Source organism: Olsenella uli, from assembly GCF_901212675.1.
Taxonomy (GTDB): domain Bacteria; phylum Actinomycetota; class Coriobacteriia; order Coriobacteriales; family Atopobiaceae; genus Parolsenella; species Parolsenella uli_B.
The window spans coordinates 31190-54332 of sequence record NZ_CAAKOQ010000058.1 but is presented as its reverse complement, the minus strand read 5'-3'; the positions used below and the strand labels follow the sequence as shown (position 1 = coordinate 54332).

Genomic DNA, 23143 nt, shown 5'->3' with positions numbered 1-23143 from the left:
AACCGTTCACAACTCAAAAGTGCGAAGACGACATTCGGGATTTCCCCGGTAGATGGCCTGCGTGCCGCCTACGCTCGCTGCTCGTAGGTGACGAACTCGAACGGGATGCCCCCGGGGGTCACGAGCGGCCTGCCCTCGCCGTCGCGGTCGCGGCGCTCGAGGACGCGCCACGCGGGGTCGTCGGCAAGGTTGGGAAAGAAGGTGTCCGCGGGCCGCACGCAGTGGTTGTGCGTCACCACGGCGCGGGAGCACAGGGGCACGAGCTCGCGATAGACCTGCCCGCCGCCGATGACCCACACCTCGTCGTCTCCCGAGACGAGCCCATGTGCCTCGTCGAGGCTGGGCGCAACCTCGACGCCATCCCGCGCAAACGAGCGGTCGTGCGTCACCACCACGTTGCGGCGGTTCTTGAGCGGCCGCCCGCCCGGGAAGCTCTCAAGCGTGCGACGGCCCATGAGCACCGTGTGGCCCGTGGTCTCGGCCACGAAGTGGCGCATGTCGGCGTGGTTCTCGACCAACATGCCGCCGTCTCTGCCGATGCCCCAGTCGTCGCAGGCGGCGACGATGGCGAACAGGTTGGGGAGGGGCTTGGTGGTCATGGGACTCCTTGGGTGGGGGCGTGGGTTGCGGCGGGCTCGGCTCGGGCAGTCGCAGGCCAGGCTGGCGGTTGGCAAGGGTGACTGCCGCCTTGGATGGGGCGCGGGTTGCCCGGCTGGAAGGCGGGCACTTCGCAAGAAAGGATAGACGATGCGCCCCAAGCTGGTCAACCCACCCTTTCGGCGATGCCGCCGGCCTCGACTTGCCCGAGAACCTCCTTGCTCCAGAACGTCGCCATGCTCTCCGGCCCACGTGGGGCCTCGACCCGGTTGGTCGGCCATAGGCCTCTCCTCCTTCATGCCCGAGAACCTCCTCGCCCCGGCCGGCCACACCCTCGGCCCATCCCGTCCAGCTACGACCGCGCCTGCGGCCCCTCCGCTTCGACCGCGCCCGCAGCCCCCTCGCCCGGCCCCAGAAACCATCCCGATTTCTTGTCCGGTAAGGCGGGTACAGTGGGTTCAAAGAAGACGAGGGAAGCCCGGCGATGGCCCCGGCCTCGTGCCTGCCATCGGCCTCGGCTCCCGGATATGGAGGAGCCATGTCAGACAAGGTCAACCGCCGCGCGCCCGAGCTTCGCGAGGGCCTCTCGCCTAAGGTGGCCGCCGCCGTGCTGGACCAGCGCGCCAACGGGCACCTCAGCCCCTATGCCACGCCCAACGCCGCCGCCATCCGCCGGCTCGACACCGAGCGTGACCGCGACACCGCCTGGCGCCCGGCCTTCGTGCGCGACTCCGAGAAGATCATCCACCTGCCGGCCTACAACCGCCTCGCCGGCAAGACGCAGGTCTTCTCCCTGCGCGCCAACGACGACATCTCGCGCCGCGGCCTCCACGTGCAGCTCGTGAGTCGCGTGGCGAGGGACATCGGCCTCTCGCTCGGGCTCAACCTCGACCTCATCGAGGCCATCGCCCTTGGCCACGACATCGGCCACACGCCCTTCGGCCATGCCGGCGAGCGCTTCCTGAACGACGTGTTCCACGAGCGCACGGGCCGCTGGTTCTTCCACAACGTGCAGAGCGTGCGCGTGCTCGACGTGCTCTACGGCCGCAACCTCGCCCTGCAGACGCTCGACGGCGTGATCTGCCACAACGGCGAGTGCGAGCGTCGGGTGTTCGAGACAAGTGGCCTCGCCAGCTTCGACGAGTTCGACGGCATCGTGGGCCGCTGCTGGGACAAGGGAGACGTGGCCATCGGGCACCTGCGTCCCATGACGCTCGAGGGCTGTGTCGTGCGCGTCTCGGACATCATCGCCTACGTGGGCAAGGACCGCCAGGACGCCATCCTCGCCGGCCTCGTGAGCCCGGACGCGTTCGACGACGGGCTGGGCGGCGCCTACAACTCCTGGGCGCTCGGCGCCTTCATCTCGGACGTGGTGGAGCACAGCTTCGGGCGCGATCGCGTCGAGATGAGTGAGGCGGCCTTCGCGGAGATGCGCCGCGCCAAGCACGAGAACTACGAGAAGATCTACCACGCAAGCGAGATGAACGGTGAGCTTGCGGGCGAGGTGGCCGAGCTCTTCCGCCGCGTCTACGAGCGCATGCTGGCAGACCTCGAGGCGGGCGACGAGTCCAGCCCGATCTTCCGCCACCACATCGTGGACGTCGAGCGCGCGCTTGGCTACTACGAGCGCACGTACGACTGGCAGAACGACCTCGACCTCACCGTGGTGGACTACATCTCGTCCATGACCGACGACTACTTCGTGGCGCTGGCCCAGAGCCTCTTCCCCGAGTCCACGGGCGTCTTCCGCCGCGGGGGTACTTCTGCTAAGAGGGGCGGGTGCGCCATGTTTTGCTGCGGGGCCGGGAACAACGATGCCTCTGCATGCGCTCGCAAAGATTGGATATCCGCGTATATACTATGAGTCAAAGCGGGCGGTATTTTCGAGCCATAGTGGACGGCGTTCGAGGGAAGGCGTGGCATATGATGCAGACGACGCTCTCCAAGTGGGGCAACAGCAAGGGGGTTAGGGTTCCCGCCGACGCGGTGAGTGCTTTGGGGCTGACCGTGGGGGCCCATGCGTCCGTAGAGGTCGATCCCGCGAGGTCCGCCATCGTCCTCACGTTCAATCAGCCGCGGCGTCGCTACTCTCGCAGCGCAAAGCTCACGTTGGAGGAGTTTGCGGCAGGCTGGACGGGCTGCAAGGTGGGCGGGGAGCCCACGTCCTCCGACCTTGGCTCTGAGGTGGTCGAGTGATTCTCGAGCAGGGCGACATCATCGAGGCGAGCTTTGACCCCACGTTGGGCCATGAGCCGCGCAAGCGTCGCCCCGCGCTCGTCGTTTCAGTCGGGCTCTTCAACAATGTTCTCTCAAGTCTCACTGTGGTGTGTCCCATCACATCGACGGTGAACGGCCATCCCCTGCATGTCGAGATTGCCGAGGGCAATGTGGTGAGTGGCTGCGTCTGCCTCGAGCAGCTGAGGGCAATTGACGCTGAGCGCAGGGGCGCCGTCAAGCTCGATGGCCAGCTTGATGAGGCGACGATGTCCCGCGTCCTTGACGGTATGGGCGCCATTTTCGAGATTTAGCGAGGCCATGGATACCCTCTTCACAGAAGTCGAGCGCTTCAAGCGCAACATGAACGCGCCTCTGGCAGTGCGGATGCGGCCGCAGACGCTGGCCGAGTACGTGGGCCAGGAGCAGGCGGTGGGCCCGGACTCGTGGCTGCGTCGCGCCATCGAGCACGACGTGCTCTCGAGCGTCATCCTCTACGGCCCGGCCGGTACGGGCAAGACCACGCTCGCGCGCATCATCGCCAACACCACGCACGCGGAGTTCGTGGAGGTTTCGGCCATCACGGGCACCGTCAAGGACCTGCGCCGCGAGATCGACGCCGCGGAGAGCCGGCTCATGACGCGCGGTGCGCGCACCATCCTCTTCGTGGACGAGATCCACCGCTTCAGCCGCTCGCAGCAAGACGCGCTGCTCCATGCCGTGGAGGACCGCATCGTCATCCTCATCGGTGCCACCACCGAGAACCCCTACTTCGAGGTTAACTCGGCGCTTATCAGCCGCTCGCGCGTGGTGGAGCTGGAGCCGCTCGACGACGTCTCGGTGGCCGAGCTCGTGCGCCGCGCCGTGCGCGACGAGCACGGCCTCGCCGGCGCCTTCACCCTGGACGACGACGCCCTGGCAGAGATCGTGCAGCTTGCCGGCGGCGACGCCCGCTCCGCGCTCACCACGCTGGAGCTCGCGAGCCAGATGGCGCTGCCGGTGGGCGAGGGTGCCCAGCGGCCCACGCCGGCGGCGCCGCTTCCCATCACGCGCGACAACGTCCTCGAGGCGAACCCCCGCCACGGCCTGCCCTACGACAAGTCGGGCGACATGCACTACGACATCATCTCGGCCTTCATCAAGTCGATGCGCGGCAGCGACCCGGACGCCGCCGTCTACTGGCTCGCCCGCATGATCGACGCGGGCGAGGACCCCAAGTTCATCGCACGGCGCATCCTCATCTGCGCCTCGGAGGACATCGGCAACGCCGACCCGCAGGCCATCCTCGTGGCCGAGGCGGCGTTCAAGGCGGCCGAGGTCATCGGCTACCCCGAGTGCCGCATCAACCTGGCGCAGGCGGCCGAGTACCTGGCGCTCGCGCCCAAGTCCAACGCCGCGGAGGCCTCCATCGACGCAGCGCTCGCCGAGGTGCGCAAGGGCCCGCGCAGGGACGTCCCCAACCACCTGCGCGACCGCCACCGTCCCGGCTCTGACTCCTACGGCCCCTACCTCTATCCGCACGACTACCCGGCCGGGTGGGTGCCGCAGCGGTACCTGCCCGACGGGCTCGAGCGCGGTGCCTTCTGGAAGGCGAGCCCGCGCGGCTGGGAGGCCTGGCGCGTCGAGGTGGTGGGCGCCGAGCGCTCCGGAGCCCCCGGTGCCTTACCCGTGCCCGACCCCGGGGAGGGCGCGGCGAGCGCCCACGAGGGGTCCCAGCCAGACGTGGATGGGTAGAATAGGCCCACATGCAAGCGCTTCTCGCACGTTTCGTAGGTTAACGAGGCCCGCAAGGCGGGGCCGCCCGTGACAAGACGTCTGAAAGACAGCTGTCACAAGGAGGAGGAAAACGATGGAACCGTTGACGATTGCCCTCATCGTGCTGGTCGTGGCTGGCATCTGGGCCGTGGTCGAGCTCGCGCTCGTGCTGCGTCGCACGCGCCAGAGCGTGGCCGAGCTCACCGACTCGGTGAACGACACGATCGGCGAGGTGCGTCCGGTCATCGCCAAGCTCGACGGCGCCGTCGACGAGCTGGGGCCCGCCACCAAGCAGGTCGAGCCCATCCTCGAGAAGGCCTCCACCACGGTCGACCTCGTGAACGTTGACCTCGTCCGCCTCGAGGGCATCCTCTCCGACGTCAACACCGTGACCGGCACGGGCGCGCGCGCCTCCGCAGCCGTCTCGGGCGCGGCCGACGCCGTGGCCTCGGGCGTCGCCGGGGTTGCCGCGAAGGTCGCCGGCAAGGTCTCGGGCGTGGCCTCAGCCAAGATCGCCGGCGGCGACAAGGAGCCGGCGCACCTCGAGGCGCCCGCCGAGCAGGGCGAGCCGCGCGAGGGTGACCCAGTGGTCGAGCGGGTGACGGGCGACGCCGGCTACTTCACCTACCCCACCACGGGCGCGGTCGCCGACGACACGGCAGACACGCCCGCGCCCGCCGACGCGGGCACGACCGATGGCAACGAGCAGTAGGAGGGAAGGCATGGCAGACCAGAATATGCAGACAGTCGAGCTGAGCGTTCCCGCCGAGCCCAGCTACGCGCGCTCGGTGCGCATGCTCGCGGCCAACCTCGCCGTCCTCGCGGGCCTCTCCGTCGAGGACGTGGAGGACGTGCGCATGGCGGCCGAGGAGGGCTTCGTGTGGTGCTGCGCCACCAGGCCCGACGCCTGCCTCGTGCGCTTTGGCGTGGAGGACGGCTCGCTCAGGCTGGAGTTCTCGCTTGGCCAGGCCGAGCTTGCCGCGGACGACCGGACGTCGACCTACGCCGAGCTCATCCTCACGGCCGTGTGCGACGAGTGCGTGACCGACCGCGAGGCGGGCCTCCTCAGGCTCAGGAAGAGCGCGGGTGCCCTTGATGCCTAAGAGCGACAGACAAGACGCACACCCCGCCGAGGCCCAGGGCGCTCCCGCCCCGGTCCCCGCGGCCAAGGGTCCGGCACCTGCGGACCAGACCACCCAGACCCCGGCCGAGCAGGCCTCGGGCACCGCGACTGCCGCCGCCCCGACCCGCGACGCCGCCGCCGAGGCCCGCGCCGCCGCCCGTGCGGCAGCCCGTGCCACGCGCGACCTCCCGGCCACGCCCAAGGGCAAGCTCGCCTGGGACAAGGCCCGCACGCGCGAGCTCTTCTCGCTCTACAAGGACAAGGGCGACGAGGCCGCGCGCGACGAGCTCATCATGAGCCACCTCAACCTCGTGCGCTTCCTCGCCAGCAAGTTCAAGAACAGGGGAGAGCCGCTCGACGACCTCATCCAGGTGGGCACGATCGGCCTCATCAAGGCCATCGACCGCTTCGACCCGTCCCGCGGCCTCGAGTTCACCACCTACGCCACGCCCACCATCCTGGGCGAGATCAAGCGCCACTTCCGCGACAAGGGCTGGTCCATCCGCGTGCCGAGGCGTCTGCAGGAGCTCTCGGCCAAGGTCAACCAGGCCACCGACGACCTCACCAAGGAGCTCCAGCGCTCGCCCTCGACCGAGGAGGTCGCCGCCAAGCTGGGCGTCTCGGTGGACGAGGTGCTCGAGGCCATGGAGTCGTCGGGCGCCTACAGCTCGGTGCCGCTCGAGGCCGGCAGCTCCGACGAGGAGGACGCCCCCGCCATCATCGACCGCTACGCGAGCGTCGACGAGAACCTTGCCGCCTCCGACGACCGTATGATCATCGAGGACACCATCCGCGACTTTTCGCCGCGCGAGCGCGAGGTCATCCGCATGCGCTTCGTTGAGGGCCTCACGCAGGTCGAGATCGCCAAGCGTCTCAGCGTCTCCCAGGTGCAGGTGAGTCGCCTCCTGCGTCGCACGCTCAAGAAGGTCCAGGACAAGATCGACCCCGAGGGGCTCATGTCATGAGCGGGCAGGCCGGCAGGCACGACTACGAACGGGCGCGCCTGGTGGCCGTCCGTGCCTGGGCTGTCGTGGGCTGCGTGGCCGTCTTCGTGATCTGCGTGCGCGCGCTCGGCATGGTGGGCGCCGCGCTCGAGAGCGTGCTCGTCGGCGCCATCGTGGGCTTTATCATGAGCGCCATCACCAACCGCCTCGAGCGCCTCGGCGTGGGACGGGCACTCGGGGCGCTCGTCTCGCTCGCCGTCGTGGTGGCGGTGGGGGCGGGCGTCCTTCTGTGGCTGCTCCCGTTCTTCTTCGACCAGCTCGTGCAGCTGCTGGGCCGCATCCCCGGCTACCTGGGGCAGCTCCAGTCCATGGTGAAGGGGCTCGTTGACTCCTACGGCGGCGGTGGCTCGTCGCAGATCCAGGCCTCTGCGCAGGGCCTCGTCGAGGGACTCTCCAGCGTAGGCAGCCGCATGGCGGGAGACCTCGCCTCCCTGCTCTCCGGCGGCATCATCCCCAACATCATGGGCTTCGCCAACGGTGTCGTGATGTTCTTCCTCGGCCTCGTCATGGCCTACTGGTTCGCCAAGGACTACCCGGTCATCTTCCGCGAGCTCGGCGTCATCGTGGGCCCGCGCCACGCCGACGACCTCGCGCTTCTGCTCACGGTGCTCAGTCGCTCGATGGGCGGCTACATGAGCGGCGTGGTGGTGACCTCGGTGGTGAACGGCGTGCTCATCTTCGTGTGCCTCACGGTGGTGCGCCACCCCTACGCGGGCCTCATGGCCATCCTCACGTCCATCCTGCACTTCATCCCCGTCGTGGGCCCCATGTGCTCGGCGGCGCTCGCCACGCTCATCGCGCTGTTCACGAGCCCGGTCATGGCGCTCTGGACGCTCGTGCTCTGCGTCGTGGCCCAGAACGTGACCGACAATCTCGTGAGCCCACTCGTCATGCGCTCGGCCGTGCGCATCCACCCCGCCATGAGCCTCATCGGGATCACGGTGGGCGCGAGCCTGGGCGGTGCCCTGGGCATGGCGTTCGCCATCCCGCTCACGGCGGCCGTCAAGGGCGTGTTCATCTACTACTTCGAGAGCCGCACCGGCCGCCAGCTCGTGAGCTTCGATGGGGCGTTCTTTCGGGGCACGCCCTACCACCACGCCGATGGCACGCCGGCACCCTCCGTCGACGCGGTCGACGACGAGCGGTTCCCGGCGAGCACGCGCCTCATCGCGGCAGACGAGGTGCGTGACGTGGCGCCGGACGCCAAGCCCGAGTCCCGGCACGAGCCGCTTGCCAGGCGCGTGCGGGAGCGGCTGGGCCACAGGCGGGGCAAATAGGCGGTGCGGGTGCCTCGCGAGTCTCGAGAGAGTGGATTTCCGGAGGGGTCCGCACGCCCGACAGGTCCTTGAGGGCCCCGGGGCGGCCTACAGGTCCTCGAGCCTGCCGTGGCGCTCGTAGCGGGTGAGCCTGGCGATGCGGTTCTCGCTGTCCACGAATACCACGCGCGGCTTGGAGGAGCGCGCCTCCACCTCGTCCATCTGGGCATAGCACATGATGATGACCTTGTCGCCCACGTCCACGAGGTGTGCGGCGGCGCCGTTCAGGCAGATGATGCCGCTGTCGGCCTCGCCCGAGATCACGTAGGTCTCCAGGCGGGTGCCGCGCTCGACGTCGGCTACCTGGACGCGCTCGTACTCATGGATGCCCGCGGCGTCCATGAGGGTCTGGTCGATGGTGATCGAGCCCACGTAGTCGACCTCGGCCTGGGTGACCGTGGCGCGGTGGATCTTGCCCTTGAGCATCGTGAGAAGCATGGCTTCGGCTCCTTGTCGTGTGTGGGCCGCCTGCGGTTGCCCGCCGGCGGCATATCGTGCGGGCCGCCCGGATGCGGCCCCTCAGCTGTCTTCGCGTCCGGATGGGTCCGCCTGGTCGCGGCCCCGCCGTGCCACCTGCCTCACCGCGTCGGTGAGCAGGCGATAGATTTCGCGGTCGCTTCCCTCGAGCACGTCGAGGTGCCTGGCGATGGTGCCCTCGTCGCCGCGGGCGGCGGGCCCGGTGAGCGCGCGGGCGACGCCGTCTCGGGCGACGTGGCGCGCGTTGCCCTCGAAGAGCGGGGCGAGCGCGGCCTCGGCCTGCCCGGTGGGCCAGCCGGCGCGCTCGAGCTCCGCCGCGGCGCGCGCGTAGAGGCCCGCCACGAGGTTAGAGGCCATGACCGCGGCCGCGTGGTAGCGTGCCTTCTCCTCCGAGCGCACGCGTCCGCACCTGGCGCCCCGCGCGGCCAGGAGGCGCTCCATTAGGGCGCAGGCCCCCTCGTCGCCCTCGAGCGAGAACCAGGTGTGGGCGAGCTCCTGCCAGCATCCGAAGCGCGAGCTCACGGCATAGAGCGGGTGGACCGAGCAGGCCCGTGCCCCGAGCCCGTGCGCCCCCGTGAGCACGCTCGCGGGAAGCGCTCCGGAGCAGTGCGCCACGACCTTGCCCGCAAGCGAGAGCTCGCCTGCCCGCGCCGCGTCGGCGACTCGCTCCCAGGCCGGGGCGATCTGTGCGTCGGGGGTGGTGACGACGAGGACGTCCGCGGCACATGCCGCGTCGGCGGCGGAGCCAAACGCCACGCCGCCCGCGAACTCGGCCGCCTCGAGCGCGTGTTCGGGCGTCCTGCTGAAGAAGCCGACCACCTCGCAGGGGGCAGGGTCGGAGGCGGGGGAGCCCACGGGCGCCCCCGAGCGTGTGGCCGCGCCGCGCCCGGGGGCGCCCGTGGGCTGGCCCCCCTCTGCCGAGCCCACGTCCCCGGCGCGAGCGCCGGCAAGGAAGCGGGCGAGCGAGCAGCCCACCTTGCCGGCGCCGACGAAGGCGACCCTGAGCGGGTGCGCGTCCTGTCGCGTCTCGCCCACGCTAGGCCGCAGGGTCGAAGACGAAGTTGTCGATGAGGCGGGTCTTGCCCACGTAGACGGCGATGGCGCAGAGCACGGGGCGCCTCTCGATGCGCTTGACCTGCACGATGTCGTCGAGGTCGACCATCTTCACGTAGTCGATGCGGGCCAGTGGCTCTGCCTCGATGATCTCGCGCATGCGCGAAAGCACGGGCTCGGCCTCGCGCTCGCCCTCCTCCACCATCCTCTGGCCGGCGAAGATGGCGCGCGACAGGCACAGGGCCGCGGTGCGCTCCTCGGCGGAGAGGTAGGTGTTACGCGAGCTCTTGGCCAGCCCGTCGGCCTCGCGCACGATGGGGCAGCCCACGACCTTCACGTCAAAGTCGAGGTCGCGCACCATGCGACGGATGACGGAGAGCTGCTGGGCGTCCTTCTGACCGAAGTAGGCGCGGTCGGGCGTGACGATGTTGAAGAGCTTGGAGACCACGGTGCAGACGCCGCGGAAGTGGATGGGACGCGAGAGGCCGCAGAGCTCGTGGGTGAGGGCGTCCATGTTCACGTAGGTGCAGGCGTTCGGCGCGTACATCTCGGAGGGGTCCGGGTGGAACACGAGCGCCGCGCCCGCCTCCTCACACAGGGCGCAGTCACGCCCGAAGTCGCGCGGGTAGCTCTCGAGGTCCTCGCCCGCGCCGAACTGCGTGGGGTTCACGAAGTCCGACACCACCACGCGGTCGTTCTCGGACGCCGCGCGCACGATGAGGCTCTTGTGCCCCTCGTGCAGGTATCCCATCGTGGGGACGAGCCCCACCGTGAGGCCCTCGCGCCTCCACGCCTTGACCTGGGCACGTACCTCGGCCTTCGTCGTTGCCGTCTGCATGGCTAGCCCTCCCTGATCTCGTCCATGACGGACGCATCGATCTTGAACCCGTTCTCCGCCGCGGGGAAGCTCCCGTCCTCGACCGCGGCCGCATAGTCGTGATAGGCGTCGCGGATGACCTGTCCCACCTGGGCGAAGTTGCGGACGAACCTGGGCTTGAAGCCGCCGGTGGTCATGCCGAGGAGGTCCTGGCACACGAGGACCTGGCCGTCGCAGTCGGCGCCGGCGCCGATGCCGATCGTGAGGCAGGAGGTGAGGCGCTCGGTCACATAGGCGGCGAGATCGCTCGGCACGCACTCGAGCACGACGGCGAAGGCGCCCGCGCGCTCGACGGCGAGCGCGTCGTCGACGAGGCGACGGGCCGCCTCGACGGTCTTGCCCTGAACCTTGAAGCCGCCGAAGGCGTTGGAGGACTGCGGGGTCATGCCGATGTGACCCACGACGGGGATGCCGGCGTTCACGATGGCACGAATCTGCGCCTCGACGCGGGTGCCGCCCTCGAGCTTCACCGCCTGGCAGCGGCCCTCCTTCATGAGGCGCGTGGCGCTTGAGAGGGCCTGCTCGGGCGAGGCCTGGTACGTTCCGAAGGGGAGGTCTCCCACGACGAAGGTGTCGTGGGTCGCCCGCGTCACCGCGCGGGTGTGGTGGACCATGTCGTCAAGGGTCACCGGGATGGTGTCCTCGTAGCCGAGCATGGTCATGCCCAGCGAGTCGCCCACGAGGATCATGTCGATGCCCGACTCCTCCACCAAAGTCGCCATGGTGTAGTCGTAGCTGGTGACCATGGTCACCCTGTGGCCCTCGCCGACCTTCTTGGCCAGCGAGAGCACCGTGTTGCGTGCCATATGCGTCCTTTCATCCCGCCCGTCTCATTACGGGTCGGTTCTGGGAAATGCGGCATCATTCTACGCGCGGCGGCCGCCCGCGCCACGAGAAAACGCCGGCTCCACATCGGGGGCCCGAACCCCGGGTGCGGCCCGGCCAGGCGCAGCGCGCGGTGGCCCGCAAAAAATGCCAGCATCTGCCTATCAATTTGGGTGCCCGACGCCTTCTCGCCGGGCGCGGCATGCGCGAGCGCTATAATTTCGAAGCTTGTTCAGGAGCGTGCCCGGACATGCGCCGGGCTGCGCCGCAGAGAGCCGTCACTAGACCCGAGTCGCAGGGGAGACCTATGAGCGCCGCTGACTTTCCGTCCATGACCACCGCCGAGATCCGCTCGGCGTTCCTCGACTTCTTCGAGGGGCGCGGGCTCAAGCTCTTCCCCAGCTCCAGCCTCGTGCCCGACGACCCGTCGCTTCTGCTCGCCAACGCCGGCATGAACCAGTTCAAGCAGTACTACCAGGGCAAGAAGACGATGGAGTCCATCGGCGCCTGCAGCTGCCAGAAGTGCGTGCGCACCAACGACATCGACGCCATCGGCCTTGACGGCCGCCATCTCTCGTTCTTCGAGATGCTCGGCGACTTCTCCTTTGGCGGCGTCTCCAAGCAGCAGGCCTGCACCTGGGCCTTCGAGCTCATCACCAAGGTCTTCAAGCTCCCCGTCGAGCGCCTCTACTTCACCGTCTTCACCGACGATGACGAGACCCACGACGTGTGGCGCTCGCTCGGTGTGGCCGAGGACCACATCAGCCGCCTCGGCGAGGACGACAACTTCTGGGCGGCTGGCCCCACCGGCCCGTGCGGCCCCTGCTCCGAGATCTACTACGACCAGGGCGAGGAGTTCGGCTGCGGCAAGCCCACGTGCGCCCCGGGCTGCGACTGTGACCGCTACCTCGAGTTCTGGAACCTCGTGTTCACGCAGTTCGACCGCCAGGAGGACGGCTCCATGCCGGAGCTGCCACACCGCAACCTCGACACGGGCATGGGCCTCGAGCGCATGGCCGCCATCATGCAGCACGCGAGCTCCAACTACGACGGCGACCTCATGCAGGGCCTCATCTCGCTGGGCGAGAGGATAAGCGGCAAGAAGTATGGCCGCACCAGCTACGAGGGCCCGAGCGTGAGCCTGCGCATCATCGCCGACGCCGCCCGCGCGGTCGACTTCCTCATCGCCGACGGCGTGCTGCCCGGCAACGAGGGCCGCGGCTACGTGCTGCGCCGCCTGCTGCGCCGCGCGGTCTTCCACGGACGGCTGCTCGGCATCGACAAGCCCTTCCTCAACCAGTTCATCGACGAGGTCAACCGCCTCATGGGCGACGCCTACCCCGAGCTCCTCGAGAAGGTCGCCCTGGTCAAGGGCATCGTGTCCGCCGAGGAGGAGCGCTTCGGCGCCACGCTCGAGACCGGTCGCAGCTACCTCGACGACGCCCTGGCCTCGCTCGAGGCGGGCGCGGTGCTCGACGGCGAGCGCGCCTTCACGCTGCACGACACCTACGGCTTCCCCATCGACCTCACGGTCGAGATCGCGGGCGCGGCGGGCCACGAGGTCGACATGGCGGGCTTCGAGCGCTGCATGGACGAGCAGAAGAGCCGTGCGCGCGCCGCTGCCGAGGGTGACGCCTGGGGCAGCTTCAACGACGTGTGGGTGGCCCTCTCCGACAAGCTGGCCGCCACCGAGTTCTGCGGCTACGACGAGAACGCCGTCGACGACGCTCACGTGCTCGCCATCGTCCGCGACGGCGAGTCGGTCGAGCGCGCCGAGGTCGGCGAGGAGGTCGACGTCGTGCTCGACCGCACGCCGTTCTACGCCGAGATGGGCGGCCAGGTGGGCGACACCGGCACCATCGCCAACGGCGACGTCTCCCTCGAGGTGAGCGACACCAAGGCCAAGAACGGCCTCTACGCCCACCACGCCACCGTCGCCAAGGGTGCCCTCTCGGTGGGCGACGTGGTCGTCGCCGCCATCGACGCGCACCGCCGCGAGCTCATCCGCAGGAACCACACGGCCACGCACCTGCTTGACGCCGCGCTCAAGGAGGTCCTGGGCGACCACGTGCAGCAGGCTGGGTCGCTGCTCGATGACGAGCGCCTGCGCTTCGACTTCACGCACTTCGAGGCCCTCACGGCCGAGCAGCTCGACGAGGTCGAGGACATCGTGAACGTCGAGATCTTCGCGGCCAAGCCGGTCGTGACGGCCGTCATGGGCATCGACGAGGCCAAGGCCTCCGGCGCCGTGGCCCTCTTTGGCGAGAAGTACGGCGACGTCGTGCGCGTGGTCTCCTGCGGCACCGAGGACAAGCCCTTCAGCCGCGAGCTCTGCGGTGGCACGCACGCCCACAACACCGCCGAGCTGGGCCTCTTCAAGATCGTGTCCGAGTCCTCCACGGGCTCCAACGTGCGCCGCATCGAGGCCGTGACGAGCCTGGGCGCCCTCGCCTGGCTCGACGAGCGCCTGGGTGCGCTCGACGCGGTGGCCACCGAGCTCAAGTGCCGTCCGGAGGACAGCGCCGAGCGCATCGCCAACCTCAAGGCCGAGCAGCGCGAGACCGAGCAGAAGCTCAAGGCCGCCCTCACCGGCGGCGCTGCCGGCGGCGTGGCCGACGCCATTGACTCCGCGATCGACCTCGGCGGCTACAAGGCCGTCGTCGCCCGCCTCGACGGCATGGAGGCCGCAGACCTCCGCAGCGTCTGGGACACCATCCGCGACAAGGTCGCCGGTCCGGTGGCCTGCGTGCTCGCCACGGCCACACCCGAGGGCAAGGTGGCGATGCTCGCCGCCGGCACCGACGAGGCCGTGAAGGCCGGCTTCAAGGCCGGAGATGTCGTGCGTGCCGCCGCTGGCCACGTGGGCGGCAAGGGCGGTGGCCGTCCCAACATGGCCCAGGCCGGCGGCAAGGACGCCTCCGGCATCGACGCCGCACTGGCCGCCGCGCGCGACCTGCTCGCCTAGGCGCCGCGGGTGAGGGCCCTTGCGCTCGACATAGGGAGCGTTCGCGTGGGCGTGGCCGTGAGCGACGCCTCCGGTCGCGTGGCCAGCCCCGTCAAGGTGCTGCCCGCGGCCGAGGTGCTGGGCCACGCCCGCACCTTCCGGCGCATCCTCGAGGACTACGAGCCCGACGTGCTCGTGTGCGGGCGCCCGCAGACGCTCGCGGGCGAGGACGGCCCCCAGGCCGAGCGGCTCATGGGGCAGGCGCGCCAGATCGCCGCCGACTGCGGTCTTCCCCTGGAGTTCGCCGACGAGCGACTCTCCAGCGCCGAGGCCAAGCGTATCCTTCGTGAGGAGGGCCTGCGGGAGCGCGACATGCGCGGCAAGGTCGACATGGTCGCCGCGTCGCTCTTCCTGCAGGCATGGCTCGACGCGCGCGCAAGCGACGCGACTGGCGAGGGGGAGGGCACGGCATGAGCGACGCACCACGTCATGGGAGGGGCTCGCACTTCTCCGCCCGCCATGCCGCCCAGCCTGGTGTCCCCCCGCGGGTCTCGCCGTCTGCCGGCGCACGTCCGGCTGCCCCGCGGGGTGCTATGCCCCGGGTCGGCTCGCCCAGAGGCGCCGCGAAGGCCGCCGCCCAGGCTCCCCGTCGCTCGCACGCGAGGGACGCCGTCTCCATGCAGAGCCTCGCCACCCCGCGCACCCGTGCCCAGCGCGTCCAGGCCTCGCGCGGCGGCCACTCCAGCAAGGGGCCCATCCTGGGGGCCATCGTCGGCGTGGCCATCCTCGCCGTGCTGGCCGTCCTCCTCCTTCCGCGCCTGCTTACGGGCACCGCCTCCGACCAGGCAAGCCTGCCCAACCAGGGCATCCAGGTGGAGGTCTCCATCGCAGATGGCTCGGGTGCCAACGCCATCGCGAGCGCGCTCAAGAGCGCGGGGCTCATCGCCAACACGTCAGACTTCGTGACCGAGGTGCAGAAGCAGCGCGTCGAGTCGGCGCTCAAGAGCGGCGCGTACGTCTTCACCGTGGGCCAGAGCATCGACGACATCATCGACCAGCTCGAGAGCGGGCCCAACTCCACGGCAGGCAAGCTCACCGTCCCCGAGGGGCTCACCGTGACCCAGACGGCCGCGCTTGTCGAGCAGGCGCTGGGAATCTCCGCCACCGACTTCGAGGCGCAGGCCAAGGCGTCCAACTACGTGCGGGACTACCCCTTCCTGTCGGGCGCCCAGAACGACTCGCTCGAGGGGTTCCTCTTCCCCAAGACCTACGACTTCTCCTCCATGGGCAGCGCCACGGCCGACGACGTCATCCGCGCCATGCTCAACCAGTACGCCTCCGACGTCTCCTCGCTTGACCTCGCCGGTGCCGAGCAGACCATCAAGGACCGCTACGGCATCGACATGAGCGACTACGACCTGCTCACGCTGGCCTCCATCGTGGAGCGCGAGGCCGTCACCGACGGGCAGCGCCCCAAGGTGGCGAGCACCTTCTACAATCGCCTCAAGGCCGGCATGATGCTGCAGAGTGACGCCACGATGGGCTACGTCACCGGCGGAAACGTCACGGCCGATGACCTCAAGAAGGAGAGCCCTTACAACACCTACCTCAACCGGGGACTCACGCCCACGCCCATCTGCTCGCCGTCGCTGGCCTCTATCAAGGCCGTCATGGACCCCGCCGACACCGACTACCTCTACTTCTACATCACGCAGAGCGACGAGTGGTTCTCGGCGACCTACGACGAGCACCTCCAGGCGATCGAGCAGAACCGCTGATGGGGCTCATCACGCCGACGCGCCGCGAGCGCGCCATAACCGACATCTCCGTCGCGTCGCTCGAGGCCGCGGGCGTGCGCTGCGTGCTGCTCGACCGCGACAACACGGTGGTGCCGCGCGACACCGGCGAGGCCCCCGCCGAGGTGCTCGCCTGGCTCGACGCCGTGCGCGCGGCTGGCATCTCGACCTGCATGGTCTCGAACAACTTCCACTCACGCGAGGTTGAGGCGTCGGCGGCGGCGCTTGGCTGCGAGGTGGTGCACCACGCCATGAAGCCGGCGCCCTTTGCCGTGCGGCGCGCCCTCGCGCTCATGGGCGTGTCGGCGGGCGAGGCCGTGCTCGTGGGCGACCAGGTGTTCACCGATGTCATGGCCGGTAACCTCGCCGGCGTGCGTACCGTGCTGGTGGAGCCGCAGAGTACCGCCGACCTCTGGTACACGCACATCTTCCGGGTGGTGGAGCGCCTCATCGGCGCCAGGTAGGCTTCGGGCAGGGGCGCGACGCCTCTCGGCTGCGGGGGCCGTTTCCCGGGTTGTCGAGGCGCCGTGCGCTGCGGCGGAAGGGTGGTGTCGGCGTTGCTGTTGCTCGTGGCCCTCGCGGCGTCGCTCCTCGCGTCGGTGAGTGACGCCCGAAGCCGCATCATCCCCAACGGGTCGTGCCTGTGCGTTGCCTGCGCGGGGCTTGCCCTGCAGGCCCTGCGCGCGTGGATGCCTGCCGCCGTGGCCGCGCTTCCCGTCGAGGCGACGCTCGCGTCGTCGCTCCCGGCTCCCGTGTCGTGCGTCATTGCCGGCGCATGCGCGCTCGTGGTGGGTGGCGCGGGCGAGCTGCTCGTGCGACGCATGTTTGGCAGGCCGGGCGTGGGCATGGGAGACGTGAAGCTCTGCGCCGCCTGGGCGTGCTGGCTTGGCTGGCTCGCTCTGCCGGCAATCTGCGCCGCCTGCCTTGCGGGTGCCATGGTCGCCCTCGTGCGCGGGCAGCGCGCCTTTGCGATGGGACCCTGGCTCACGGCCGCGTTTGCGCTTGCCTGCGTCGCTCCCGCCTTGTTTGGCCTGTTGAGGATGTCTCCATAGTCCGTGTCAAGTGGAAGGCCGGTTCCCCTCGCCGCGCTCCGTCCGCCCGCCCTGACGGCTGCGCTCCTCCTGCCCGCCGGGACGGGCTGCGCTCCTCCTGCCCGCCCTGACGGGCTGCGCTCGAGGGTACCGGTTTCCCCAGTTACGAGGACGATTCTCGCATCGTAACTGGGGAAACCGGTACCTTCGATGAAGGGGCTGGCAGCAGATGCGGGGCAATCCGAACTGTAATGGGCACTCGGCCGCCCACATCCGAATCGTTCGGGACGCCAAGGCGCGGTCTGCCGCCCATCTCACCCGAAATGCCGCCCGCCGCCGGCTGACTGTCGACCCCCGGCAGGGTGCACCTTGTTAGAATCGTTAGGATGTGAGCGGGCTGCCCGGCAGGCCGCGGCGCCCGCCGCGATTCGATGACGTTTGGAGGTGGTCCCATGGGCAGGCACAGAGGTCGCTCTCGCCATACGGCGGGCCCGGGCGCGCAGGCGCAGGGGCCAGCTCGCAGCTCGCAGGGGGCGCCGCACGGCTCGGCCGACCCTGTCGAGCATAAGGGGGCCGGGCCCAGGGCCGCCGAGTTCTCGCGCCAGGCGCACGCGCACCCGCGCCACCACCAGTCCGGCACCCATTCGGCGCCGCCCAGGGCCACGACCTCGACCCGGCCCGGCGGCGTCCCGCATGGAACCGGCTCACGCACGCCCGCGCCGCAGCGCCAGGCCACGGCGCCGACCAAGCCTGCGAGCATCCTCACGGGCCGTCGCGGCTGCGACCACGTCTTCTTCATCGGCTTTCTCGGCGCGGGCAAGACCACGGTGGCGCGCAACCTCGGCAACATGTTCCATAGGAGCTTCGTCGACGTGGACCGCATGGTCGAGCGCGAGCTGCACGCCAGCGTGGCCCGCATCTTCGCCACCCAGGGCGAGCAGGCCTTTCGCGATGCCGAGACCCAGGCGTTGCGTGGCCTTGCCGAGCGCCGCAGCCTGCTCGTGAGCTGCGGCGGCGGCATCATCGAGCGGCCCGAGAACGCGCGCATCATGCACGAGCTGGGCAAGGTGGTCTACCTCGACGGCACGCTCGAGGACTCGCTGCGCCAGATCAGGCGGCCCGACAAGCGTCCCGACCTGGGGGACCGCGAGCATGCGCGCGCCCTCTACGCGCATCGCCGGCCGCTCTACGAGCAGGCGTGCGACTATCGCGTGAGCATTTCCGGAAAGACGTTCGAGGAGGTCGCCTACGAGGTGGGCGGCCTGCTCTGGGAGAGGGGACTGTTGTGAGCGAGGAGACGACCGAGGCCGCGACCGTGGACGAGACGAAGGCCGTGGCCCCTGCGCCCGACGTGCCGCCCGTGGTGGTCCGCCGCCAGTCGCTCGCGACCCGCATGGGCGTCTGCGACATGCGCGTGGGCGTGGGCGCCACCGCGCAGCTTGGCGAGGCGCTGCGCGGCGTGGTGGGAAAGCCGCGCCGCGTGCTCGTCGCCCACAGCGCGGACGTACCCGCGGACGTGGTGGAGGAGGTCCGCCGCTCGCTCATCGACACGGGGTTCGAGTTCCACCAGCTCGAGCTTGCGGGCGGTCGCGCCTCCCGGAACCTCGACGAGGCCACACGCGTCTTCGAGGCCCTCGCCAGCCACAGCATCACGGCCGATGACGCGATTGTCGCCGTGGGCGACGCCGGCCTCATCTCCACGCTCGTCTTCGTGGCGTCCACGTGGTGCGCGGGTACGGTGCTCGCCGCGGTCCCCACGACGCTCGACGGCATGGTCGACGTCACGGTGACGCCGCGCGCGCTCGACGTCTCGGCCGCGTCCGAGATGCTCCTTGCCAAGGGCGTCGTGCGCCTCGCCGTGTGCGACCCGGCCAACCTGCCCGACGCGCCCGACGACCCCGGCACGCTCATGGGCCGTGCCGTGCTGGTGGCCGGTGCCGTGACGGCGGGGGAGACCACCTTCTCCGAGCTCGCGGTGCGCGCCGACGGCATCGTGGCCCAAGACGCCGACACCCTCGTCGACGAGGTGCTCGACATCACGAAGAGCCGTTGCCGCGTGGCCTCGTCCACGGCGCTCGCGGTTCGCCAGGGGCTCCTCTTGGGCATGGGCTTCGCGCGCGCCATCGGCCGCTGCCTCGACGCGGCCGGCTCGCAGGACACGCCCGGCGAGGGCCGTCTGCTTGCGGAGGGCCTGCGCATCGCGGCGCGCCTCGCCGTGGCGCACCAGGAGAAGGACGCCGAGGCCCTGCTCGACCTCGTGTTTGCCCAGGACGCCCTGCTCGAGAGGTTCGGCCTCGCCGAGGTGCCCTGCGACCTCGACGCCGACGACGTGCTCGCGGCCCTGCGCGCCGAGGAGCTCTCGCGCTCCAACCGCTTCATGCTCGCCCTGCCCCTCGACTTCGGCCGCGTCCGCCTCACCAACGTCCCCGACGACCTCCTCTACCAGCACCTCAAGGCCTGGTGCAAGGCCCGCCGCAAGCTCAAGCGCCACCAATCGCCAACCGCCTAACCCCCCCCCAACCCGCTTCGAGAAGCCCGGCGCCCCTTCCGCGAGCCGCGCCCGCCAGCCCTCCTCCGCCCGGAGCGCCTCGCTTCCGCACCAAGGCAACCCCGTTAGCGGTTGTGGCGTGGGGTGCTTAAAGGGGACTTTTCCGCAGGCGCGCAGCGTCCAGGCAGTCCCCGTGCAAGCACCCCACGCCACAACCGGCTCGCATGTTGAATGCGTTTGCGACAGAAAGGAACACCATGGCAGACAAGAAGGCCTGCGCAGAGCGCGTCGAGCGGCTGCGCTCCATCATGCGGGAGAGGGGCTACGACGCCGTGATCCTGCGCAACAACCCCGACCTGCGCTGGCTCACCGGCGCCGAGCGCACCTTCGACGACGAGGTCGCCCACACAGCCCTCGTGACGGCCGACCACCTCTTCCTCCACACCGACTCGCGCTACTACAACACCTTCATCGAGCACCTCGGCACCGACACCGCCTGGGAGATCGACCAGGACATCGTCGACCCCGCCGACTGGGCCGCCGAGCACGTCCGCGACGCGCATGCCCGCGTGGTGGCCGTGGAGGACACCGCCACGCTGGCCTTCTATGACGCCTTCGAGGCGAGCCTCGCCGCCCACTCCGTGGCCGCGCTCACCCCGCGCCTGCACGGCGACCTCGTGAGACTCCGTGCCGTCAAGGACGCCGAGGAGGCCGCGCTCATGCGCGCCGCCCAGAAGGTTACCGACGCTGCCTTCCGCCACATCTGCGGCTACATCAAGCCGGGCCAGACCGAGCAGGAGATTCGCGCCGAGCTGGAGAACTACATGCTCTCCCACGGCGGCGACGGCCTGTCATTCGGCACGATCATCGCGAGCGGCCCCAACGGCGCCAACCCGCACGCCCAGCCGGGCCCGCGCAAGGTCCAGCGCGGCGACATGATCGTGATGGACTACGGCTGCGTGGTGAGCGACTATCACTCCGACATGACGCGTACCGTGTGCCTGGGCGAGCCCTCCGACGAGCAGTGCCACGTCTATGACGTCGTGCGCCAGGCCCACGAGGAGTGCGCCGCCATGGCCAAGGCCGGCGCGATCGGCAAGGACGTCTACGACCACTCGGTCAAGGTCATCTCCGACGCCGGCTACGGCGACTGCTACAAGCACGGTCTGGGCCACGGCGTGGGCATCGAGATCCACGAGGAGCCCAACTTCAACCGACGCAACTTCGACCCGATTCCCGCCGGCGCGGTCATCACCATCGAGCCGGGCATCTACCTGCCGGGCAAGTTCGGCATCCGCCTCGAGGACTTCGGCCTCGTGACCGAGGAGGGCTACGAGCCCTTCACCGAGAGCCCCCACGAGCTCACGGTCATTTCCTGCTAGCACGTCTTCAGGCCGCGCGCCGGGCGGACGCCCGCACGACCGCCCGGCCCACCGCATGCACCGATCCCAGCGCCCGGGGCCGCGTACGAGACGCATGGCCCCGGGCTTTTTATGCATATGTCCACGCCTGGGAAGCCTTTGCATAAGATTCTTCGACAGAAGGACGAACTAATCGGTAAACGGTAGGTAAACCGTAGGGAATCGCTTGCCAGCGACGGGAAGCCAACTGGTATGACACATCAATTACCTGCTGCTATATCGGAATATACAATCTCGCATAAATTTACTATTATATATATAATAAGGTAACAAGACTCATATCAACAGAAATTCGACCGTTCACCTATAAAGTATGCACATTCGCCGTTCCGTCGGCCTCGCGGGTGCAAACTTATGCATGTTCCGCAGGCTATTCTCCGCGAAAGGGAGGTAGGGAATGGTAGGAATCGTCCTAGCAAGCCATGGCGACCTTGCGGCAGGCATCAGGCAGACGGGCTCGATGGTCTTCGGCGACCAGGAGAACGTCGCGGTCGTGAGCCTAAAGCCGTCCATGGGACCCGCGGACTTCCGGGCAGAGCTCGAGAAGGCCGTGGCAGGCTTCGAGGACCAGGAGCAGGTGCTCTTCCTCGTCGACCTGTGGGGTGGCACGCCGTTCAACCAGATCAGCGCGTACCTCAAGGGGCACGACACGTGGGCGCTCGTCACGGGCCTCAACCTGCCGATGCTCGTCGAGGCATACTCGGCCCGCTTCGACGCATCCCAGACGGCCCACGACATCGCCAAGCACATCGTCGGCGAGGCCCGCAAGGGCGTGCGCGTGCAGCCCGAGGACCTCGAGCCGGCCGAGCCCGCCGCTACGGCCGCGCAGGCCGCGCCCAAGGGCGCCATCCCGCCGGGCACGGTGCTCGGTGACGGCCACATCAAGATCGCGGCCGTGCGCATCGACACGCGCCTGCTCCACGGCCAGGTGGCCACGGCGTGGACCAAGCACGTCAACCCCACGCGCATCATCGTGGTCTCCGACGGCGTCGCGGGCGACACGCTGCGCAAGACGATGATCACGCAGGCCGCGCCTCCGGGAGTGCCGGCCAACGTGGTGCCCATCAAGAAGATGTGTGAGGTCTTCAAGGACCCGCGCTTCGGCGAGACCCGCGCCTTCCTGCTCTTCGAGAGCCCTGAGGACCTCCTCGCGTGTATCGAGGGCGGTGCCGACATCAAGGACGTCAACATCGGCTCGATGGCCCACTCGGTGGGCAAGGTCGTCGTGAACAAGGTCATCTCCATGGACCAGACCGACATCGACACCATCGAGAGGCTCAAGTCCCTCGGCGTCAAGTTCGAGGTTCGCAAGGTTCCGTCCGACTCTTCCGAGAACATCGACGACCTGCTCAAGAAGGCCAAGGAAGAGCTCGCCAAGGCCAATCAGGCATAAGGGGAGGGACACATGTCACCAATCACGATTCTGCTCGTCATCCTCGTCGCGTTCCTGGCGGGCATGGAGGGCATCCTCGACGAGTTCGAGTTCCACCAGCCGCTCGTGGCGTGCACGCTCATCGGCCTGGTGAGCGGGCACCTCACGGAGGGCATCATGCTGGGCGGCTCGCTCCAGATGATCGCCCTCGGCTGGGCCAACATCGGCGCCGCCGTGGCGCCCGATGCCGCGCTCGCCTCCGTCGCGTCCGCCATCATCATGGTGCTCGCGCTCAACGGCGGCTCGGTCAACACGTCCGACGCCATCAACACGGCCATCGCGCTCGCCGTGCCGCTGTCGGTGGCCGGCCTCTTCCTCACGATGATCGTGCGCACGCTGGCCATCCCCATCGTCCACGGCATGGACGCCGCGGCCGAGAAGGCTGACTTCGGCGCCATCGACCGACTGCAGGTCCTCGCGATCATCCTCCAGGGCGTCCGCATCGCCGTGCCCGCCGCGGCTCTCTGCTTCATCCCGGCCGAGTCCGTCACTGCCGCGCTCAACGCGATGCCCACCTGGCTCACGGGCGGCATGGCCGTCGGCGGCGGCATGGTGGCTGCCGTGGGCTACGCCATGGTCATCAACATGATGGCCACCAAGGAGGTCTGGCCCTTCTTCGCGCTCGGCTTCGTCCTCGCCGCCATCTCCGAGCTCACGCTCATCGCCCTCGGCGTCATCGGTGTGTGCCTCGCCCTCGTCTACCTTGGCCTCAAGGACATGGCCAAGCAGGGCGGTGGCAACGCTGGCGGGTCGGGAGACCCGCTCGGCGACATCCTGGACAACTACTAGG

The 23143-nt window shown here is 69.3% G+C and carries 23 protein-coding genes; 18 read left to right on the top strand and 5 right to left on the bottom strand.

The window, feature by feature from the left end; genetic code table 11:
* Nucleotides 1–68: 68 nt before the first annotated feature.
* The gene (locus EFAMC1_RS09715) at nucleotides 69–599 is read right to left on the bottom strand and encodes a dihydrofolate reductase (RefSeq protein WP_261981863.1); all 531 of its coding nucleotides are present in this window, start codon (nucleotides 597–599) and stop codon (nucleotides 69–71) included.
* Nucleotides 600–1135: 536 nt separating this feature from the next.
* Here EFAMC1_RS09715 and EFAMC1_RS09710 point away from each other — a divergent pair.
* The 8 genes from EFAMC1_RS09710 to EFAMC1_RS09675 all read left to right on the top strand — a co-directional run bounded on the left by EFAMC1_RS09710 (nucleotide 1136) and on the right by EFAMC1_RS09675 (nucleotide 7970).
* Complete coding sequence (locus EFAMC1_RS09710) at nucleotides 1136–2461, top strand: deoxyguanosinetriphosphate triphosphohydrolase family protein (RefSeq protein ID WP_154054069.1); 1326 nt, start codon at nucleotides 1136–1138, stop codon at nucleotides 2459–2461.
* Between the two features lie 59 nt (nucleotides 2462–2520).
* The gene (locus EFAMC1_RS09705; protein ID WP_154054068.1) at nucleotides 2521–2793 is read left to right on the top strand and encodes a hypothetical protein; all 273 of its coding nucleotides are present in this window, start codon (nucleotides 2521–2523) and stop codon (nucleotides 2791–2793) included.
* Nucleotides 2790–3125 carry a type II toxin-antitoxin system PemK/MazF family toxin gene (locus EFAMC1_RS09700; protein WP_154054067.1) on the top strand — a complete coding sequence of 112 codons (336 nt, stop codon included), beginning with the start codon at nucleotides 2790–2792 and terminating at the stop codon, nucleotides 3123–3125. The genes EFAMC1_RS09705 and EFAMC1_RS09700 overlap by 4 nt, the downstream gene beginning before the upstream one ends.
* Nucleotides 3126–3132: 7 nt before the next feature.
* Complete coding sequence (locus EFAMC1_RS09695) at nucleotides 3133–4545, top strand: replication-associated recombination protein A (protein ID WP_154054066.1); 1413 nt, start codon at nucleotides 3133–3135, stop codon at nucleotides 4543–4545.
* A gap of 115 nt (nucleotides 4546–4660) precedes the next feature.
* Complete coding sequence (locus tag EFAMC1_RS09690; RefSeq protein ID WP_154054065.1) at nucleotides 4661–5278, top strand: DUF948 domain-containing protein; 618 nt, start codon at nucleotides 4661–4663, stop codon at nucleotides 5276–5278.
* 10 nt (nucleotides 5279–5288) lie between these two features.
* Nucleotides 5289–5669, top strand: a complete 381-nt coding sequence (locus EFAMC1_RS09685; protein WP_261981862.1) for an ATP-binding protein — start codon at nucleotides 5289–5291, stop codon at nucleotides 5667–5669.
* Nucleotides 5662–6654 (top strand): RNA polymerase sigma factor SigF, encoded by a 993-nt coding sequence (locus tag EFAMC1_RS09680; RefSeq protein WP_154054064.1) that lies wholly within the window; start codon nucleotides 5662–5664, stop codon nucleotides 6652–6654. The genes EFAMC1_RS09685 and EFAMC1_RS09680 overlap by 8 nt, the downstream gene beginning before the upstream one ends.
* Nucleotides 6651–7970 carry an AI-2E family transporter gene (locus EFAMC1_RS09675; RefSeq protein ID WP_154054063.1) on the top strand — a complete coding sequence of 440 codons (1320 nt, stop codon included), beginning with the start codon at nucleotides 6651–6653 and terminating at the stop codon, nucleotides 7968–7970. The genes EFAMC1_RS09680 and EFAMC1_RS09675 overlap by 4 nt, the downstream gene beginning before the upstream one ends.
* 87 nt (nucleotides 7971–8057) lie before the next feature.
* On the opposite strand, the gene panD is transcribed toward EFAMC1_RS09675, so the two are convergent.
* The 4 genes from panD to panB form a co-directional block, all read right to left on the bottom strand.
* Nucleotides 8058–8447 (bottom strand): aspartate 1-decarboxylase, encoded by a 390-nt coding sequence (gene panD / locus EFAMC1_RS09670; RefSeq protein ID WP_154054062.1) that lies wholly within the window; start codon nucleotides 8445–8447, stop codon nucleotides 8058–8060.
* Between the two features lie 81 nt (nucleotides 8448–8528).
* Nucleotides 8529–9521, bottom strand: a complete 993-nt coding sequence (locus EFAMC1_RS09665; protein WP_154054061.1) for a Rossmann-like and DUF2520 domain-containing protein — start codon at nucleotides 9519–9521, stop codon at nucleotides 8529–8531.
* A gap of 1 nt (nucleotide 9522) precedes the next feature.
* Nucleotides 9523–10377 (bottom strand): pantoate--beta-alanine ligase, encoded by an 855-nt coding sequence (panC, locus tag EFAMC1_RS09660; RefSeq protein ID WP_154054060.1) that lies wholly within the window; start codon nucleotides 10375–10377, stop codon nucleotides 9523–9525.
* A gap of 2 nt (nucleotides 10378–10379) precedes the next feature.
* Nucleotides 10380–11222, bottom strand: coding sequence for a 3-methyl-2-oxobutanoate hydroxymethyltransferase (panB, locus tag EFAMC1_RS09655; protein WP_154054059.1), 843 nt, complete (start codon nucleotides 11220–11222; stop codon nucleotides 10380–10382).
* Between the two features lie 326 nt (nucleotides 11223–11548).
* Here panB and alaS point away from each other — a divergent pair, with 326 nt between their 5' ends.
* The 10 genes from alaS to EFAMC1_RS09605 all read left to right on the top strand — a co-directional run bounded on the left by alaS (nucleotide 11549) and on the right by EFAMC1_RS09605 (nucleotide 23142).
* Nucleotides 11549–14206, top strand: a complete 2658-nt coding sequence (gene alaS / locus EFAMC1_RS09650; protein ID WP_261981861.1) for an alanine--tRNA ligase — start codon at nucleotides 11549–11551, stop codon at nucleotides 14204–14206.
* 9 nt (nucleotides 14207–14215) lie between these two features.
* Nucleotides 14216–14659 carry a Holliday junction resolvase RuvX gene (gene ruvX, locus EFAMC1_RS09645; protein ID WP_154054058.1) on the top strand — a complete coding sequence of 148 codons (444 nt, stop codon included), beginning with the start codon at nucleotides 14216–14218 and terminating at the stop codon, nucleotides 14657–14659.
* A gap of 203 nt (nucleotides 14660–14862) precedes the next feature.
* Nucleotides 14863–15963 carry an endolytic transglycosylase MltG gene (mltG, locus tag EFAMC1_RS09640; RefSeq protein ID WP_261981860.1) on the top strand — a complete coding sequence of 367 codons (1101 nt, stop codon included), beginning with the start codon at nucleotides 14863–14865 and terminating at the stop codon, nucleotides 15961–15963.
* Entirely contained in the window at nucleotides 15963–16445 is a 483-nt protein-coding gene (locus tag EFAMC1_RS09635; RefSeq protein ID WP_154054056.1) for a YqeG family HAD IIIA-type phosphatase, read from the top strand. Before mltG ends, EFAMC1_RS09635 begins: the two co-directional genes overlap by 1 nt.
* A gap of 84 nt (nucleotides 16446–16529) precedes the next feature.
* Nucleotides 16530–17033 carry a prepilin peptidase gene (locus EFAMC1_RS09630; protein WP_187324650.1) on the top strand — a complete coding sequence of 168 codons (504 nt, stop codon included), beginning with the start codon at nucleotides 16530–16532 and terminating at the stop codon, nucleotides 17031–17033.
* 431 nt (nucleotides 17034–17464) lie between these two features.
* Nucleotides 17465–18301 carry a shikimate kinase gene (locus EFAMC1_RS11385; protein WP_222838704.1) on the top strand — a complete coding sequence of 279 codons (837 nt, stop codon included), beginning with the start codon at nucleotides 17465–17467 and terminating at the stop codon, nucleotides 18299–18301.
* Complete coding sequence (locus EFAMC1_RS09620; protein ID WP_154054054.1) at nucleotides 18298–19521, top strand: hypothetical protein; 1224 nt, start codon at nucleotides 18298–18300, stop codon at nucleotides 19519–19521. Before EFAMC1_RS11385 ends, EFAMC1_RS09620 begins: the two co-directional genes overlap by 4 nt.
* Before the next feature lie 236 nt (nucleotides 19522–19757).
* Nucleotides 19758–20882: a M24 family metallopeptidase gene (locus EFAMC1_RS09615; RefSeq protein WP_154054053.1), complete on the top strand. Its 1125-nt coding sequence runs from the start codon at nucleotides 19758–19760 to the stop codon at nucleotides 20880–20882.
* Between the two features lie 436 nt (nucleotides 20883–21318).
* Nucleotides 21319–22314 carry a PTS sugar transporter subunit IIB gene (locus EFAMC1_RS09610; protein WP_154054052.1) on the top strand — a complete coding sequence of 332 codons (996 nt, stop codon included), beginning with the start codon at nucleotides 21319–21321 and terminating at the stop codon, nucleotides 22312–22314.
* A gap of 12 nt (nucleotides 22315–22326) precedes the next feature.
* Entirely contained in the window at nucleotides 22327–23142 is an 816-nt protein-coding gene (locus EFAMC1_RS09605; RefSeq protein WP_154054051.1) for a PTS mannose/fructose/sorbose transporter subunit IIC, read from the top strand.
* Nucleotide 23143 lies beyond the last annotated feature (1 nt).

What these genes read in the sequence shown, in the direction of transcription:
- EFAMC1_RS09715 (WP_261981863.1), bottom strand. Translation starts at nt 599, where the DNA reads ATGACCACCAAGCCCCTCCCCAACCTGTTCGCCATCGTCGCCGCCTGC.
- EFAMC1_RS09710 (WP_154054069.1), top strand. Translation starts at nt 1,136, where the DNA reads ATGTCAGACAAGGTCAACCGCCGCGCGCCCGAGCTTCGCGAGGGCCTC.
- EFAMC1_RS09705 (WP_154054068.1), top strand. Translation starts at nt 2,521, where the DNA reads ATGATGCAGACGACGCTCTCCAAGTGGGGCAACAGCAAGGGGGTTAGG.
- EFAMC1_RS09695 (WP_154054066.1), top strand. Translation starts at nt 3,133, where the DNA reads ATGGATACCCTCTTCACAGAAGTCGAGCGCTTCAAGCGCAACATGAAC.
- EFAMC1_RS09690 (WP_154054065.1), top strand. Translation starts at nt 4,661, where the DNA reads ATGGAACCGTTGACGATTGCCCTCATCGTGCTGGTCGTGGCTGGCATC.
- EFAMC1_RS09685 (WP_261981862.1), top strand. Translation starts at nt 5,289, where the DNA reads ATGGCAGACCAGAATATGCAGACAGTCGAGCTGAGCGTTCCCGCCGAG.
- EFAMC1_RS09680 (WP_154054064.1), top strand. Translation starts at nt 5,662, where the DNA reads ATGCCTAAGAGCGACAGACAAGACGCACACCCCGCCGAGGCCCAGGGC.
- EFAMC1_RS09675 (WP_154054063.1), top strand. Translation starts at nt 6,651, where the DNA reads ATGAGCGGGCAGGCCGGCAGGCACGACTACGAACGGGCGCGCCTGGTG.
- panD (WP_154054062.1), bottom strand. Translation starts at nt 8,447, where the DNA reads ATGCTTCTCACGATGCTCAAGGGCAAGATCCACCGCGCCACGGTCACC.
- panC (WP_154054060.1), bottom strand. Translation starts at nt 10,377, where the DNA reads ATGCAGACGGCAACGACGAAGGCCGAGGTACGTGCCCAGGTCAAGGCG.
- panB (WP_154054059.1), bottom strand. Translation starts at nt 11,222, where the DNA reads ATGGCACGCAACACGGTGCTCTCGCTGGCCAAGAAGGTCGGCGAGGGC.
- alaS (WP_261981861.1), top strand. Translation starts at nt 11,549, where the DNA reads ATGAGCGCCGCTGACTTTCCGTCCATGACCACCGCCGAGATCCGCTCG.
- mltG (WP_261981860.1), top strand. Translation starts at nt 14,863, where the DNA reads ATGCAGAGCCTCGCCACCCCGCGCACCCGTGCCCAGCGCGTCCAGGCC.
- EFAMC1_RS09635 (WP_154054056.1), top strand. Translation starts at nt 15,963, where the DNA reads ATGGGGCTCATCACGCCGACGCGCCGCGAGCGCGCCATAACCGACATC.
- EFAMC1_RS11385 (WP_222838704.1), top strand. Translation starts at nt 17,465, where the DNA reads ATGGGCAGGCACAGAGGTCGCTCTCGCCATACGGCGGGCCCGGGCGCG.
- EFAMC1_RS09615 (WP_154054053.1), top strand. Translation starts at nt 19,758, where the DNA reads ATGGCAGACAAGAAGGCCTGCGCAGAGCGCGTCGAGCGGCTGCGCTCC.
- EFAMC1_RS09610 (WP_154054052.1), top strand. Translation starts at nt 21,319, where the DNA reads ATGGTAGGAATCGTCCTAGCAAGCCATGGCGACCTTGCGGCAGGCATC.
- EFAMC1_RS09605 (WP_154054051.1), top strand. Translation starts at nt 22,327, where the DNA reads ATGTCACCAATCACGATTCTGCTCGTCATCCTCGTCGCGTTCCTGGCG.